This window comes from Actinoplanes oryzae (assembly GCF_030757795.1).
Lineage (GTDB): Bacteria > Actinomycetota > Actinomycetes > Mycobacteriales > Micromonosporaceae > Actinoplanes.
This window is the reverse complement of record NZ_JAUQWH010000012.1, coordinates 29,562-43,378: the sequence shown is the minus strand read 5'-3', so window position 1 is coordinate 43,378 and position 13,817 is coordinate 29,562. Positions and strand designations below refer to the sequence as shown.

Sequence of the window (13,817 nt, the reverse complement as noted above, 5' to 3'; positions counted from 1 at the left end):
CCCATGCGGCACGCCGAACACGTGATGGGCACGGTCGTCAGCATCGACCTCGCCGACGACCTCCCCGAGCCCACGCTGCGGACCCTGATCGCCGACACGTGCGCGTGGCTGCACGAGGTCGACGCGCGTTTCAGCACCTATCGCGACGACAGCGAGGTCAACCGCTTCCACCGCGGCGAGCTGGCCCTGAGCGACTGCTCCCCCGACCTGCGCCACGTCCTGGACGCGTGCGCCGGCCTGTGGCGCACCACGGACGGCTACTTCGACGCCTACGCCGGCGGCCCGCTCGACCCCTCCGGCTACGTCAAGGGCTGGTCCGTCGAGGTCGCGTCGGCCCGCCTGGCCGCGGCCGGCTCCACCAACCACTGCGTGAACGCCGGTGGCGACATCCGCGCCCGGGGCCGCACCGCCGCCGGAGCCCCGTGGCGCGTGGGCATCCGCCACCCCTGGCAGCAGGACAAGCTGAGCTGGGTGCTGGCGATCACGGACGGCGCCGTGGCCACCTCCGGCACCTACGAGCGCGGCGACCACGTCCGCAACCCGCGCACCGGCGCCCCGGCCCGCGGCCTGCGCTCGGTCACGGTGACCGGCCCCGACCTGGCCCTGGCCGACTCCTACGCCACGGCCGCCCTGGCCATGGGCGAGCCCGGCATCGCCTGGCTCGCCAAGCTCGTCGCGGACGGCTACGAGTCCGCGGTCGTCACCGAGGACACCCGCGCCTTCACCACGGCCGGCCTCCCCGTCGCCGTCTGACCAGTTCCTCGTCACCGTCCCGCCGTCCTCTCGAAGTCGCCTTGTCGCTCAGAAGTTCGCGAAGAGGTAGGGCATCTGCTTGGGGAACAGCGCGCCCAGCGCCTCCACCGCCGCCCCGTCCACCTGGCCGAAGCCCCGGACGACCACTTCCACCGGGTCCAGGACGCCGTAGGCGAGCGCACTGAGGCCGGCGCAGGTCAGGGTGGCGGCGGGCTCGTCCTTGCTCTCCTCGACCGCGAGAGTGCCCGCCTCCCCCGAGATCCGGTAGCGCCCGGCGAGCAGCTCGTCGCCGGTCACCTCCACCGTCACGCCGAGCTCCGCCGGGGTGTGCAGCCCGTTGAGCGCCTCGATCGCCAGCAGCCGCACCATGGGGCCGCCCCGCCGCGGATGGTCGACCCGGCCCTCCGTGGTGACCACGAAGTCCGTGCCCCACAGCTCGGGGACCTCGTCGGTGCCGATCTGGACCACGATCTTGGCCACCTGGTCGACATGCCGGGCGAGAAACTGCAGCAGCAGCGCGCGCCCCAGCGACCCCGTCGCGAGCAGGTCACCGGCGACGAGCTCCCCGCCGTAGCCATCGACCCGATAGGTGACCGCCCCCACGACCTCGCCACCCGCCCGGGCGATCGCCACCCAGGGCGCCGGCGTCTCGCGGAACTCGCCCGCCCTGACCTCGTCGTACACCGCGAAGCCGTGCCGCTCCCCCAGCAGCCGCAGCGTCAGCGCGGTGTAGTCGTCGAAGCCCTCCGTCATGTGCACCCGCCGCACCTCGCCGGGCAGCTCCGCCTTGAGCAGGTGCTTCAGCCCCTCGGGCTCGAACGTCGCCCGGCGGTGGCGCGGCACCCCGACAAAGCCGAAACGCTCGTAGAACGACGGCCGGAACGGGTAGAGCGCGCTCACCGTGCTGCCCTGCTCCCGCGTCTGCCGCAGCAGCCGGGTCATGAGCTGCCGCACATAGCCCCTGCGCCGCGCATCCGGATGGCTGACGACCGAGAACACCCCCGCCATGTCCTGCACGACCCCGCGCACGTTCTGCCGCATGGCGAGCGCTGCGGCCCCGGCCAGCGCCTGCCCGTCCTCCTCGGCGATCAAGCTGGTCGCTGTCTCGAAGAACCGCATGCGCTGCGCATACTTCTCCTGCGCCCCCGCCTCCCACGGCGACGGCATGAACGCATAGGTCGAGATCGGGAAGAACGTGTCGGCCCGCTCGGCGGCGGAGACCTGTCGGATCTGCATGGCCCCATCCAACTCGGATCGGCCGCCGGCTGCCCACCGGTTTCGCCGGGCCTGTGGATAACTCGGGCCACCCGCGTTCACCTGCAGTTTCCCGCCGCCACGACGCGCGGGGGTACCCCGGTTTGGCAAGGGGTGGGGCGACCAGCTAATGTTTCATCCGTCGCCGGGGGAACCCGGAAGGACAAGCGGACGTAGCGCAGCTGGTAGCGCATCACCTTGCCAAGGTGAGGGTCGCGGGTTCGAATCCCGTCGTCCGCTCGGAGAGGCCGCCACAGCAGGAACGTGCGGGGCCGACTCGGTGGAGTGGCCGAGAGGCGAGGCAACGGCCTGCAAAGCCGTCTACACGGGTTCAAATCCCGTCTCCACCTCGGCAGTACAGCGAGGGCGATTGGCGCAGCGGGAGCGCGCTTCCTTGACACGGAAGAGGTCACTGGTTCGATCCCAGTATCGCCCACCAAGCAACACCGCAGGTCAGAGCGGGTCTCGCCCACACGGGTCGGGGCCCGTTTCTCGTTGCGGGGCATGATCGGGAGAGAGTCATTCGTCCTCCCCCGTCCGCAGCTGATCGAGCGCCACGCCTGCCGACGCGGTGCAGCACCAGGAGACGACGAACGGCACCGCGATCAGGAATGCGACAGGCAAGGTCCATACGCGGCAAAGAAATAAACGGTGGCGCGCCACGGGCGCGAACGGCTCTGCGACGCAGCCGGTTCCGGCTCGTACTCTTCGGACGCGTGCTTCGGACTGCCGAGCAGTCCGGCCGCCGCCCATAAGGCCACTCCGTGGACAGGTGGCGCCGGGATCCGCCCCCGCGGGACCCCGGCGCCACCGCCGTCAGCTGTCGCCGCGCGCGACGACGGGCAGGGTCAGGACTGACGAGTGCTGGATCGTGGTGTCGGTCGCGACCATGCGGGTGGCGCGGCCCGGCGGCTCGCCCGTGCCGTAGTTGCGCAGGAAGCGGGGATGCGCGCCCCCGCTCACCTGCAGCCGCACCCGGTGGCCGGCCTTGAAGTGGTGCGCGGCCGGGCCCAGCTCCACCACGGTCCGCCCGCCGGACATGCGGGTCAGGCCGTCGCAGATGTTGATCGACCGCCCGGACGGGTCGACGTCGCAGAGGCGGGCGAAGACGTCGCCGCTCGCGGCCGTGGTGGTGGCGTCGAAGGTGGCCCGTACGGACCCCATGATCTCCAGCGGCGCGGTCAGCGGCTCGCTCGTGAAGAGCAGGACGTCGGCGCGCTTCTCCAGCGGTGCGTTGTCGCGCTGCCCCTGCGTCGGGGACTGCAGCGCCCCCGCGTACGAGGGCGTGGGGTCGGCCGGGTCGTAGTGGAACGTGCTGGCGCCGGGTCCCGCGGACAGGTCCTCCGCGAGGCTCAGGTCGCGCGTGGCCTGCGGGGGCGGCCAGTCGGGCAGGTCGCGCCACTCGTCGACGCCGCCGACATGGACCCGGACGCGATAGGCCGCGGGCTCGCCCCGCAGCCGGCGCAGCGCCTGGGGGAAGGTCTCGGTCCAGCCCTTGTCGAGGGCCGACGTGTGCGTCCAGGGCCCGATGAGCAGGTCGACGTCGGCGCCGGCAGCACGCAGGCCGGTGTACTGCTCGATGATCTGCGCCGGCTCGAGGTCCCACCAGCCGGTGCAGAGGCTGACCGGGACGGGGAGCTTCGTCACGAGGCCGGCGACGTCGGTGTCGGCCCAGTGCTCCGCCTCGGGGTGGGCCAGCCACTCCTCGAAGACCGGGCGGTGCCCGCCCAGGCCGCGCTGATAGGCGTCGAGCAGCGGCACGTCGTGCGTGATCCGCTTGAGGTTGCGCATCAGGCGCAGGGTGCCGCGGAAGTAGTCGCGGGTGCGGGCGTTGTCGAGGAACAGCAGAGCGCCGCCGATCAGCGCCCGCTCGAGGTGGAAGACGCCGCCGCCCCAGAAGAACCGGTGGGTGTCGTTGAAGCCGACCTGCAGCACCGCGCCGCGCCATTCGGGCGGCGGGTCGTGGGCGAGGACCGCCTGCGTGTACGCCATGTAGCTCGCGCCCAGCGTGTAGAGATCGCCGGTGAACCAGGGCTGGTCGCGCAGCCAGCGGACGGTGGCCTGCCCGTCGGCCGCCTCGTCGCGCACCCAGCGGTAGACGCCCTCGGAGCCGCCGGTGCCCCGGCTGCTCTGCAGGATCACGTGGAAGCCCTGCTCGGCGACGAGCACGCCGTAGAGGTAGTTGAACGGGAAGCCGCTGCGCACGTAGGGCGCCCGGATCAGCACGGTCGGGCAGGGCTCGGCGGTGACGGGGGCGTAGTGGTCGGTGCGCAGGATCACGCCGTCGGCGGCGGGCACCGGCAGCGCCGCCTCGCGGCGGACGTCGTAGCGTGCGGACAGCCGGTCCTTGCGTGGCCGGCGTCGCAGCGCGCGGAGGAGAAGTGGCAGCTTACGCATCGCGGGACCCCTTTCCCGTACGTTGTACCGGAAATGCTATCAGGAGATGTCGATGAGCCGGGGCCGTCCGCCCGCGCACACGGTGGAGCAGGTCGTCGAGGCCGCGATCGCGGTGGCCGACGCGGAGGGGCTCCCCGCCGTGACGATGCGCCGGATCGCCACCGAGATCGGGGCCGGGGCGATGTCGCTCTACACCTACGTGCCGGACAAGGAGCGGCTCGTGGACCTGATGGTCGACCGGGTCGGGGCGGACGTGCCGCCGATCACCCCTACAGGTGACTGGCAGGCCGATCTGCTCGCCCTCTGCCGGGGGCAGCGGGCCTCGATGCTCGCGCACCCCTGGCTGCCCGGGGCCCTGGCCGCGCGGCGCATCACCGGCCGGCACATGGTGGCGTACCTCGAACAGGGGTTGGCGGCGCTGGCGCCCACCCGGCTGGACGGTCCCGCCAAGATGGAGGTGATCGCCCTGCTCACGGGCTTCGTGGCGAACTTCGTGACCAGCGAGCTGGCGGCCCCGCCGACCGGCGAGCAGGTCGCGCTGATCGGCGAGGCGGTGCGCAGCGGCGACTATCCGCACCTGGCCGCGGTGCTGGCGGAGGGCGGCACGCGGACGCCGGTCTTCGAGACGATCGCCGCGCGGCTGATCCGCGGCCTCGCGGACCCCGTTTTGTGGCCGGGGCCGGACATCCTCTAGAGTTTGTCTCGTCGCCACGGCGGCACGCGGACGTAGCGCAGCTGGTAGCGCATCACCTTGCCAAGGTGAGGGTCGCGGGTTCGAATCCCGTCGTCCGCTCCACCCACTTTCCCGCGGCTACGCCGCGCAGGAAAGCTCCTGATCTAGACTTTCCGGCATGAAAGCCATCGCGCTCGACGAGTTCGGCGACGCCGACGTCCTGCAGCTGCGTGACCTCCCCGACCCGCACGTCGGTCCGGATTCGGTCCGCATCCGCGTCCGCGCCGCCGGCGTCAACCCCGTCGACGCGGGCATCCGGGCGGGCGCCCTCCGGCCGGCCTATCCGCACCACACCCCGCTCGTCCCGGGCTGGGACGTGGCGGGCGTCGTCGACACCGTCGGCCCCGCGGTCACCCGGTTCAAGCCCGGCGACGAGGTGATGGCCTACGCCCGCAAGGACACCGTGCAGCACGGCACCTACGCCGAGCTGGTCACCGTGGCCGAGCCGGCCGTGGCGCACAAGCCCGCCGCGCTGACCTTCCCGCAGGCCGGCGGGCTGCCCCTGGCCGGGCTCACGGCCTACCAGGCGCTGGCCGCCCTGCGCGTCGGCCCCGGCGACGTCGTCCTCGTCCACGCGGCGGCCGGCGGCGTCGGCCACCTCGCGGTCCAGATCGCCCGCGCCCTGGGCGCCGCCCGCGTCATCGGCACGGCCTCCGCCGCCAACCACGACTTCCTGCGCGGGCTCGGCTGCGAGCCCATCCCCTACGGCGACACGCTGCCCGGGGACCTCGCCGACCTGATCGGCGGCGACGGCCGCGCCGACGCCGCCCTCGACCTGGTCGGCGGCGCGGCCCTCAAGCAGTCCGCGAGCCTGGTCCGCAGCACCGCCCGCCACGCGTCGATCGTCGACCCCGCGGTGAAGGAGCAGGGTGGCCGCTACGTCTTCGTCCGCCCCGACGGCCTCATGCTCGAGGGCCTGGCCGATCTCGCCATCGTGGGCAAGCTGCGCGTCGAGGTCGCGCGCGAGGTGCCACTCGCCCGCGCCGCCGAGGCCCACCGCCTGATCGAGCAGCGGCACGTGCGCGGCAAGATCGTGCTCACGGTCTGAGGCGCTGCCGCCGGCCGCCGCGACGGTCTCCGGGGCGGTGCGCGCCTTCCCGGCACGAACACCTCCGCCTCGGCCGAACGGACGAAGCGGTTGCGTCACGCCGCCTGTGGACGGTCGCCGGAAGGGTCCGTCCTCAGTGAACATTGGGCGACGGAAGGGCCGGGCGGCGCGGGGCCGTCCTACCGTGCGGTCATGCGACGTACCTTCCGGCCCGCCGTTGCGGCGGCAGCATTGATCGGCGTTGTCTCCACCGGCGTCGGCGCGGCACCGGCCCGGGCGGCCGCGCCCGCCAAGGTCTACACCCAGCTGAACGGCGACGGCAGCGGCACCTATTACCTCCACTTCGAGGCGGCCGCCGGCACCCGGAACACCCCGGTGTTCACGCGCTCCGGCACCACTCTGATCGTCGACGACCGGGTTCCCCTCAAGGCGGGCGCCGGGTGCGTCGCGGTCAAGGGCGACAGCACCAAGGTGCGGTGCACGCGCCCGCTCTGGTACGACATCATCGCGGCCCTCGGCGACGGCAACGACACGCTCACCAACAAGATCCGCGTACGGTTCTGGGGCAGCGGCGGCGCGGGCACCGACACCCTGTACGGGGGCCCCGGGATCGACCTCTTCCACGGCGACGGCGGCAATGACACCCTGTACGGCGGAGCCGGCGACGATCAACTGCTCGGCGGCGCCGGCGTCGACCACGTCTGGGGCGGCACCGGCAACGACGGGCTGGTCGGCAACGAGAACACCGACTACCTGCACGGTCAGAGCGGTGCCGACTACCTGGTCGGCACGGCGGGCAACGACTTCCTCTACGGCGAGGACGGCCCCGACAACCTCGAGGGCGGCAGCGGCAACGACAAGCTCTACGGCGGTGACGGCGCCGACCTGCTGCGTTCCCGCCCCTACCCCGGGATGGCCGACTCGGACTACTACTCCGGCGGCCTCGGGACCGACACGGTGACCTTCGCGGACCAGGCCGGCCCGGTCACCGCGGACGCCGACGGGGTCAAGGGTGACGACGGCGTGAGCGGCGAGCGCGACACCGTCGACGTCGACGTCAACGTGCTGGTCGGCGGGTCCGGCGACGACCGGCTCAGCGGCGTGTACGGCCGGCAGGTGCAGCTTTTCGGCGGCCGCGGCGACGACACCCTCCGCATCACCGGCACCAACACCGGCGCGTCCCGCCCCAACCTTCTCGACGGCGGCGCCAACCGCACCGCCGCCGGGGATCTCTGCAGCACCGTCGCCCCGAAGGCCGACACCCGGCTCGACTGCGAGCGCTGACCCCGCGCCGGCGACAGTTCCTCGGGCAGCGGGGCCGTGGTGAGCAGGGTCAGGGGCGCACCTTGACCGCGGCGCTCGTGGCCCGGCCGTCCAGGTGGCCGGCGAGCCGGGCGACGACGGTGACGGTCAGCTTCTTGCCGCGCATCGCGGTGGTCAGCTTGAGGGTCCTGCCGGTCGCGCCCTTGACGAGCGTGCCGTTCAGGCGCCACTCGTACGCGTACGAGGTGACCTTGGGCGACCAGGTCCCGGCCGTCGCGGTGACCGTGCGGCCGGCCCGGGGCGTGCCCGTGATCGCCGGCTTCCTGGTCGCCTTGGCCGCTGCCGCCTTGGCCACCGCGGCGGTCGAGGCGGAGGTCGCCGTGGCGGTCGTGGCGCCGGTACGCGCGGCGGTGACCGTCACCGTGAGCTTCTTGCCCGCCAGCGACGCCGGGATCACATAGGTCGCGGCGGTCGCGCCCTTGATCGCGGTGCCGTTCGCCTTCCACTGGTACTTGACCGAGGTGGCCGCCGGCGACCACGTGCCGGGCGTGGCCGTGACCTTGCCGCCGACCCGGGCGGTGCCGGTGATCGCGGGTGCCTTCGTGAGCTTGAGCGCCGGCGGCGGGCCGACGAGCAGGCTGATCGTGCCCGCGAGCCCGCCGGTGGCGCCGGAGTGCCGGGTGACCGTGGCCGCGCCCGGCTTCGCCGTGGTGAGGTCGGCCGTGACGGTCGACGACGTCAGATCGGCGGCGACCGACTTCACCTGCGCCGTGACCGCCTTGCCGCCGGCGTCCGTGATCGTGATCCTGTCGGCCGGGTGCAGTTCCGTGCCGCCGACGGTGAAGGTCCGGACCGCTCCGGCGGCGACCTGGCTCGGCTGGATCGACCGCAGCAGCCCGGTGCGCTTCTCGACCGTGAAGGCGTAGACCGCGGTCAGCTCGGAGCGCGCCCCGGAAGCGGTCACCGCGCGCACCGACAGGTGGTGCTCACCGGTCGTCGCCGGCGTCCAGTCGAGCGTCGCGCTGCCGTCCGCCCGCGCGGGCAGCGTGGCCGTGGGCGCGGAGTCGAAGGAGTACTCGTACGCCGTCGTCCCGCCCAGGCGCGGCGTGATGGTGAACGTGCCCGGGGCGAACCGGCCGGCGCTGTCGTCCGGGAAGTCCTCCGACGTGACGAGCGGCCGGTCGGAGGCCGTCCACTGCCGGATGTTGCTGTCCGAGCTGACCCCGGCGGCGTTCACGGCGTGGACGACCACGCTGTGCTGGCCGCGCCCGGCCACCGAGTAGACGAAGGTGGCGCTGCGGTCCGCCCCCGCGGCGACGACCTGCCGGGTCGACTCGTCCCGGTCGAGGACCGCGACGTACTCCTTGACGCCGGGCAGGGCCGAGACCGCCCGGAAGCTGATCGGCATGTTGACGCCGACGCCGCCCGTCTGCGTGATCAGCGGCCACACGCCGCCGACGGCCACCCGGAAGACGCGCGGCTCGGAGAGGACGCCGTCCGCGGTGCGGGTCCGGACGTACAGGAACTCGAACTTGCCGGGGATCATCCAGTCGAGCTCGGCGGTGCCGTCCGCGCGCGCCGGGACGACGACCTCGGGCAGCCCGGACGGTGCGAAGACGTACTCGGTGACGCCCGCCCGGCGCGGCTGGAAGCTGTAGTGCAGCTCCATGCCGAGGGTCAGGTCCTCGACGGGCCCGGTCACCGTCGGCCCGTTGTCGACGAAGAAGTCGTACGTGCTGGTGGCGCTCGTCGTGCCGTCCCGCTCGACGCTGCGCGCGAAGAGCGTGAGCCACCCGGCCCGCGGCGGCGCGATCGTCACCGTGGCGTCGTCCCGCTCATCGGCGGCGGCCCGCCCGGACGGCCCGCCGTCGATCCACCAGTCGATCCACTCGGTGTCCTCAGTCCACGACTGGAGGTCGAACTCGCCGGGCACCCCGACGTTGTAGTCGAGGTTCACCTGCGTCGACGGGTATGCCGAGGAGAACACGTCCGGCCCGCGCACCTCGGCCCCGGCGCCGGCCGCGAACCCGATCGCCGCCCCGCAAGCCACCACCGCCGCCGCCGCCAGTGAGACAATTCGCCGCATCGCACGCCCCCGCATGTTGATCAATGGTCGGAAGAGGATCGCACGTCCCCGTCGCGGCGGGGGAGCAGGGTCGGGCGTTGCGCTCGTCCCCCCTGCGAGCTACCGCGAGGTGTCCGCGCTCGGGTGACCCGGGGGCGGGACCCCGGCCGCTACTCTTCCCCGGTGATCGATTCCCGGCGGTTGCCCGTCCTGGTCCGGGACGCGCCGCTCGCCCTTTTCATTCTTCTCGCGGCGTTCGTCCCGGCCTTGCATCCGTACACCACGCAGGTCGGTGACCTGCCCGACCGGCCGTACGAGCTGCTGACCGTCGCGGTCGTCCTGCTCGAGTGCCTGCCCCTGGCCGTACGCCGGAGGTGGCCCGCCCTCAGCCTCGCGCTCGTGGTCGCGGGTTTCGCCGTGGACCAGCTGCGGGCCTATCACACCGCCGGGGGCTGGGCGCTGCCGATCGCCCTGGTGAGCGCAAGTGTCCACATCGGCCACCGGCGGCGCACGGTGATGGCGCTGCTGACCCTGGCGTACGTGCCGGTGGCGCTCGGGCTCGACCGGCTCGGCTCCGCCGAGGGCGTGCTCGGGTTCGTGACGTTCTACCTGGTGATGGCGCTGGCGTGGGGCATCGGCTCGTGGGTGCGGCAGACCCGGCTGGCGGAGGCGGAGCGGCGGCTGCGGGTGGCGGAGGCCACGCGCACGGCCGAGCGGACCCGGATCGCGCGGGAGCTGCACGACGTCGTGACGCACCATGTCACGGCGATGGTGGTGCAGGCCGAGGCGGCGCGGTACCTGACGGCCGTACCGGAGAAGCTGGACGACACCCTCAGTGCGGTGACCGACACGGGCCGCCGGGCCATCGCCGACCTGCGGCAGCTGCTCGACCTGCTCAACCCCGATCCGGGTACGGAGACCCGCGCCCCCTCCGCCGGCGACCTGCCCGCGCTCGTGGAGCAGACGCGCCGCGCCGGGCAGCCGGTCGAGTTCAGCGAGGAGGGCGTACGCCCGGAGAGCGCCGGCAGCACCGAGCTCACCGCGTTCCGGGTCGTGCAGGAGGCGCTCACGAACGCGCTCAAGTACGACCACGGGGGCCGCACCACGGTCCGCGTGCGGCACAGCCCGAAGGAGCTGACCGTGGAGGTCACCACCGACGGGACCGGCTCCGGGGCCGCGTCGCCGGGCGGCAGCGGGCGCGGGCTCGCCGGGCTGCGCGAGCGCGTGGAGGCGCTGGGCGGCGAGTTCGGCGCCGGCCGGCGGCCGAACGGCGGCTTCGAGGTGCGTGCGAGGATCCCGGCGTGAGCGATCTCATCCGGGTCCTGGTGGCCGACGACCAGGCCCTCATCCGCACCGGCTTCGCCACGATCATCGACGCCCAGCCCGACATGGAGATCGTCGGCGAGTGCGGCGACGGCCGCGCCGCCGTCGACCTCGCCGGCAAGCTGCACCCCGACGTGGTCGTCATGGACGTCCGCATGCCGGTGCTCGACGGCATCGAGGCCACCCGCCACCTCGCCGGGGCGGGGGTCACCGATCCCGTCAAGGTGCTGGTGGTCACCACCTTCAACCTCGACGAGTACGTGTACGAGGCCCTGCGCGCCGGAGCCAGCGGCTTCCTCCTCAAGGACGCCCCGCCCGCGCAGCTGCTCCACGGCATCCGCACCGTGGCGACCGGCGCCGCGCTGCTCGCCCCGGAGGTGACCCGTCAGCTCGTCGGCCGGTACGCGGCCCGGATCCGCCCGGCCGGCGACGGGCCGGGGAACAGCGCCCTGACGGCCCGGGAGCTGGAGGTGCTGCGCCTGATCGCCAACGGCATGTCGAACAGCGAGATCGCCGCGACGCTGGTCATCAGCCAGGAGACCGTCAAGACGTACGTCTCCCGGATCCTCACGAAACTCGACCTGCGCGACCGCGTCCAGGCCGTGGTCTACGCGTACCGCAACGGCCTGGTCACCTGACCGCCTCCGGAGTCCCGCCCACGGCCGCCAGGCTGGACTGCCACAGGCGGCGGGCCCGGGCCGGGTCCGTGGCGCGGCCGGTCGCGGCGAAGGGCGTACGCCAGGCGAAATAGCCCCCCGGCACCAGCGCCCGCGGGTCGGTGGCCAGCCAGACGAGCGTGTCCGCGCCCTCCTCGCTGGAGCGGAACAGGCCGGGCGCAAGCTTGCCCATGCTGAAGGCCGGGCTCCGCCGCCCGAAGCCGCTGCGGATCAGCCCGGGGAAGAAGCACGTCGCCACGACGCCGAGACCGGTCCAGCGCCGGGCCGCCTCGACGGTCATGAGGATGTTCGCCTGCTTGCTGGCCCCGTACGCGAGCCAGCGGCTGACCTGACGGCGCCCCGGCCGGTCCACGTCGAGCGTGCCCCACGCCTCCGCCAGCGACGACGTCGTCACGACCCGGGCCGGCGCCTCCGCCGTGGCCGCGGCCCGCAGCCGATCCAGCAGCAGATGCGTGAGCAGGAACCCGCCGAGATGGTTGATCTGCACGGTCGCGTCGTGGCCGTCGACGGTGGGCCGGCGCACCGAGGTCAGCAGCCCGGCGTTGTTCGCCAGCACGTGCACGCGCTCGTGCCCGGCCGCGATCCGCGCGCCCGCCGCCCGGACCTCGTCCAGCACCGCGAAGTCGGCCCGATAGGAAGCCGGGGTGCGACCACCCGCCTCCCGCACCCGCGCCACGGCAGCCGCCAGCCGCCGCGGATCCCGCCCGAGCAGCACGACATCGTCCCCCGCCCGGGCGAACGCCAGGCAGGCGGCCAGCCCGATGCCCGAACTCGCCCCCGTCACCACCACAGTCCGCCGCATCCCCCATTGGATCACCGGAACCCGATCGGGTGACGCCTGCCCCGCAGGGCGAGATCAGGGCGTTACCCGGCTGACAGGATCCGGAGATGCGTCCCTCTCTCCTTGTCTTGATCAGGTCGGCCGTGGCCGGTGTGCTGCTCGGCACTGTCGGCCCGGCCGTCCCCGCCGCGGCCGACGACGGCTACCGATCCTCTGTCAGAACCGTCGACGCCGCGACGGCGGCCGCGATGACCGGCGTGTCGTGGCATCGGGGGTGCCCGGTGAGAATCGCGGACCTCCGGCGGGTCCAGCTGACGTACTGGGGCTTCGACCGCGCCCGCCACCGCGGCGAGCTGATCGTCCACGAGGACGTGGCGCGCAGCGTGGCGGACATCTTCCACCGGCTCTACTCGATCCGCTTCCCGATCAGGAAGATGCTGCCCGTCGACCGCTTCGACGCCGACGACAACGCCTCGATGGCCGCCAACAACACCTCGGCCTTCAACTGCCGTCCGATAACCGGCTCGACGACCGGCTTCTCGGTGCACTCGTACGGCAAGGCCATCGACATCAACACGGTGCAGAACCCGTACGTCAAGGGAACCGTCGTGCAGCCGCCGGCCGGCAAGGCGTACACGAACCGCGCCAAGGTCCGCCCCGGCATGATCAAACACGGCGACAAGGTGTGGCGGGCCTTCACGGCGCACGGCTTCACCTGGGGCGGCGACTGGAAGTCACTCAAGGACTACCAGCACTTCGAGTTCCCCGTCTGACAGTCATGCCCGCGCTCCGCCTGCGAGGAGCCGCGGTGACTTCGCGTGGCTCCTCGCAGGCGGGCAACACTTCGGCCGGTGCTCGGCCGGCCGTCAAGCGGCCGAGCACGGCCAGCTCCGCGCCTGATCGGCGGCCGACGAGAGCACCCGGTTCATTGCAAGGTTGTGCGACCATATGAACCGCGCTGTTGTTCCTGCCGGTCGGGCCTCGCCCGACCGACAGGTGCAGCCACGCTGCAACGCAACACGACGGCGGAGTGACCGAAATAATGCAAAGCCTCGCCGTCATGCTCATCGCTGTCGCCGTCGGGACAGTCACGCTTTGCGTGCCGCTCGCGTTGGCAGTGGCGCTTTTCGACCGCGACCGGGATCGACGTGCCGACGCGCGCAAAGCGTTGAATCTCCTTCTACGGTTCTTGAAGGATGTCCTTCGCTAGGAGCTGAAGCTGCTGGCGCCCGACCGAAGCGCGGCCCGGCATGGGATGTAGCCGGGCCGCACTCCCCTCGCCCGGCAGCCCATGTCCAGCTATGCGCTGGGTTCCAGGTTCGTCAAGAACGCAAGAACTCTGCCGAATCTCCCAGTGAAGGTTCACTGAGTGAGGATTGGCGATGACCAGGTCGCTGTGGCGCTGCGATGACCAGAGGCACGAGGGCAATCCGAACCTGCCTCCCAGCGCCTTCACGGTCTCTGCCGCTCAGCTGGAGCGCGACCCACTTCAAGTGTTGGAGTGTCGCACCTGCCGAGCGCGC

General features: G+C 72.6%; 11 protein-coding genes and 4 tRNA genes. 11 read left to right on the top strand and 4 right to left on the bottom strand.

The genetic code is table 11. The features are described 5' to 3' along the window. The first annotated feature begins 3 nt into the window (after positions 1–3). Complete coding sequence (locus RBH18_RS06600) at positions 4–753, top strand: FAD:protein FMN transferase (protein WP_306205047.1); 750 nt, start codon at positions 4–6, stop codon at positions 751–753. A 48-nt stretch (positions 754–801) separates the two neighbouring features. Here the strand turns inward: RBH18_RS06600 and RBH18_RS06595 are convergent, their stop codons facing one another. Further along, a complete protein-coding gene (locus RBH18_RS06595) occupies positions 802–1,989 on the bottom strand; it encodes a GNAT family N-acetyltransferase (protein ID WP_306205046.1) in 1,188 nt (395 codons plus the stop codon). A gap of 185 nt (positions 1,990–2,174) precedes the next feature. On the opposite strand from RBH18_RS06595, the gene RBH18_RS06590 reads away from it, so the two are divergent. The 3 genes from RBH18_RS06590 to RBH18_RS06580 all read left to right on the top strand — a co-directional run bounded on the left by RBH18_RS06590 (position 2,175) and on the right by RBH18_RS06580 (position 2,446). Beyond that, positions 2,175–2,247, top strand: a tRNA-Gly gene (locus tag RBH18_RS06590). A gap of 39 nt (positions 2,248–2,286) precedes the next feature. Beyond that, positions 2,287–2,357: transfer RNA gene (locus tag RBH18_RS06585), tRNA-Cys, on the top strand. 14 nt (positions 2,358–2,371) lie between these two features. Beyond that, a tRNA-Val gene (locus RBH18_RS06580) sits at positions 2,372–2,446 on the top strand. 377 nt (positions 2,447–2,823) lie between these two features. Here RBH18_RS06580 and RBH18_RS06575 read toward each other — a convergent pair. After that, positions 2,824–4,404, bottom strand: coding sequence for a CocE/NonD family hydrolase (locus RBH18_RS06575; protein WP_306205045.1), 1,581 nt, complete (start codon positions 4,402–4,404; stop codon positions 2,824–2,826). A gap of 52 nt (positions 4,405–4,456) precedes the next feature. Between RBH18_RS06575 and RBH18_RS06570 the strand changes: the two genes are divergently transcribed. From RBH18_RS06570 to RBH18_RS06555, 4 genes are all read left to right on the top strand, one after another. After that, complete coding sequence (locus RBH18_RS06570) at positions 4,457–5,098, top strand: TetR/AcrR family transcriptional regulator (protein ID WP_306205044.1); 642 nt, start codon at positions 4,457–4,459, stop codon at positions 5,096–5,098. Positions 5,099–5,124: 26 nt separating this feature from the next. Continuing rightward, a tRNA-Gly gene (locus tag RBH18_RS06565) sits at positions 5,125–5,200 on the top strand. 55 nt (positions 5,201–5,255) lie between these two features. After that, positions 5,256–6,185: an NADP-dependent oxidoreductase gene (locus RBH18_RS06560; protein WP_306205043.1), complete on the top strand. Its 930-nt coding sequence runs from the start codon at positions 5,256–5,258 to the stop codon at positions 6,183–6,185. A gap of 192 nt (positions 6,186–6,377) precedes the next feature. Continuing rightward, on the top strand, positions 6,378–7,469 hold the full coding sequence (locus tag RBH18_RS06555) for a calcium-binding protein (RefSeq protein WP_306205042.1): 1,092 nt from the start codon (positions 6,378–6,380) through the stop codon (positions 7,467–7,469). 49 nt (positions 7,470–7,518) lie between these two features. Here the strand turns inward: RBH18_RS06555 and RBH18_RS06550 are convergent, their stop codons facing one another. Continuing rightward, positions 7,519–9,534 carry a hypothetical protein gene (locus RBH18_RS06550; protein ID WP_306205041.1) on the bottom strand — a complete coding sequence of 672 codons (2,016 nt, stop codon included), beginning with the start codon at positions 9,532–9,534 and terminating at the stop codon, positions 7,519–7,521. A gap of 162 nt (positions 9,535–9,696) precedes the next feature. Here RBH18_RS06550 and RBH18_RS06545 point away from each other — a divergent pair, with 162 nt between their 5' ends. Next, the gene (locus tag RBH18_RS06545; protein WP_306205040.1) at positions 9,697–10,818 is read left to right on the top strand and encodes a sensor histidine kinase; all 1,122 of its coding nucleotides are present in this window, start codon (positions 9,697–9,699) and stop codon (positions 10,816–10,818) included. Next, a complete protein-coding gene (locus RBH18_RS06540; RefSeq protein WP_306205039.1) occupies positions 10,815–11,474 on the top strand; it encodes a response regulator in 660 nt (219 codons plus the stop codon). The genes RBH18_RS06545 and RBH18_RS06540 overlap by 4 nt, the downstream gene beginning before the upstream one ends. On the opposite strand, the gene RBH18_RS06535 is transcribed toward RBH18_RS06540, so the two are convergent. Continuing rightward, on the bottom strand, positions 11,467–12,303 hold the full coding sequence (locus RBH18_RS06535; protein ID WP_306205097.1) for an SDR family NAD(P)-dependent oxidoreductase: 837 nt from the start codon (positions 12,301–12,303) through the stop codon (positions 11,467–11,469). The genes RBH18_RS06540 and RBH18_RS06535 overlap by 8 nt on opposite strands. Before the next feature lie 98 nt (positions 12,304–12,401). Here RBH18_RS06535 and RBH18_RS06530 point away from each other — a divergent pair, with 98 nt between their 5' ends. After that, positions 12,402–13,067: a M15 family metallopeptidase gene (locus RBH18_RS06530; protein WP_306205038.1), complete on the top strand. Its 666-nt coding sequence runs from the start codon at positions 12,402–12,404 to the stop codon at positions 13,065–13,067. Positions 13,068–13,817: the final 750 nt, after the last annotated feature.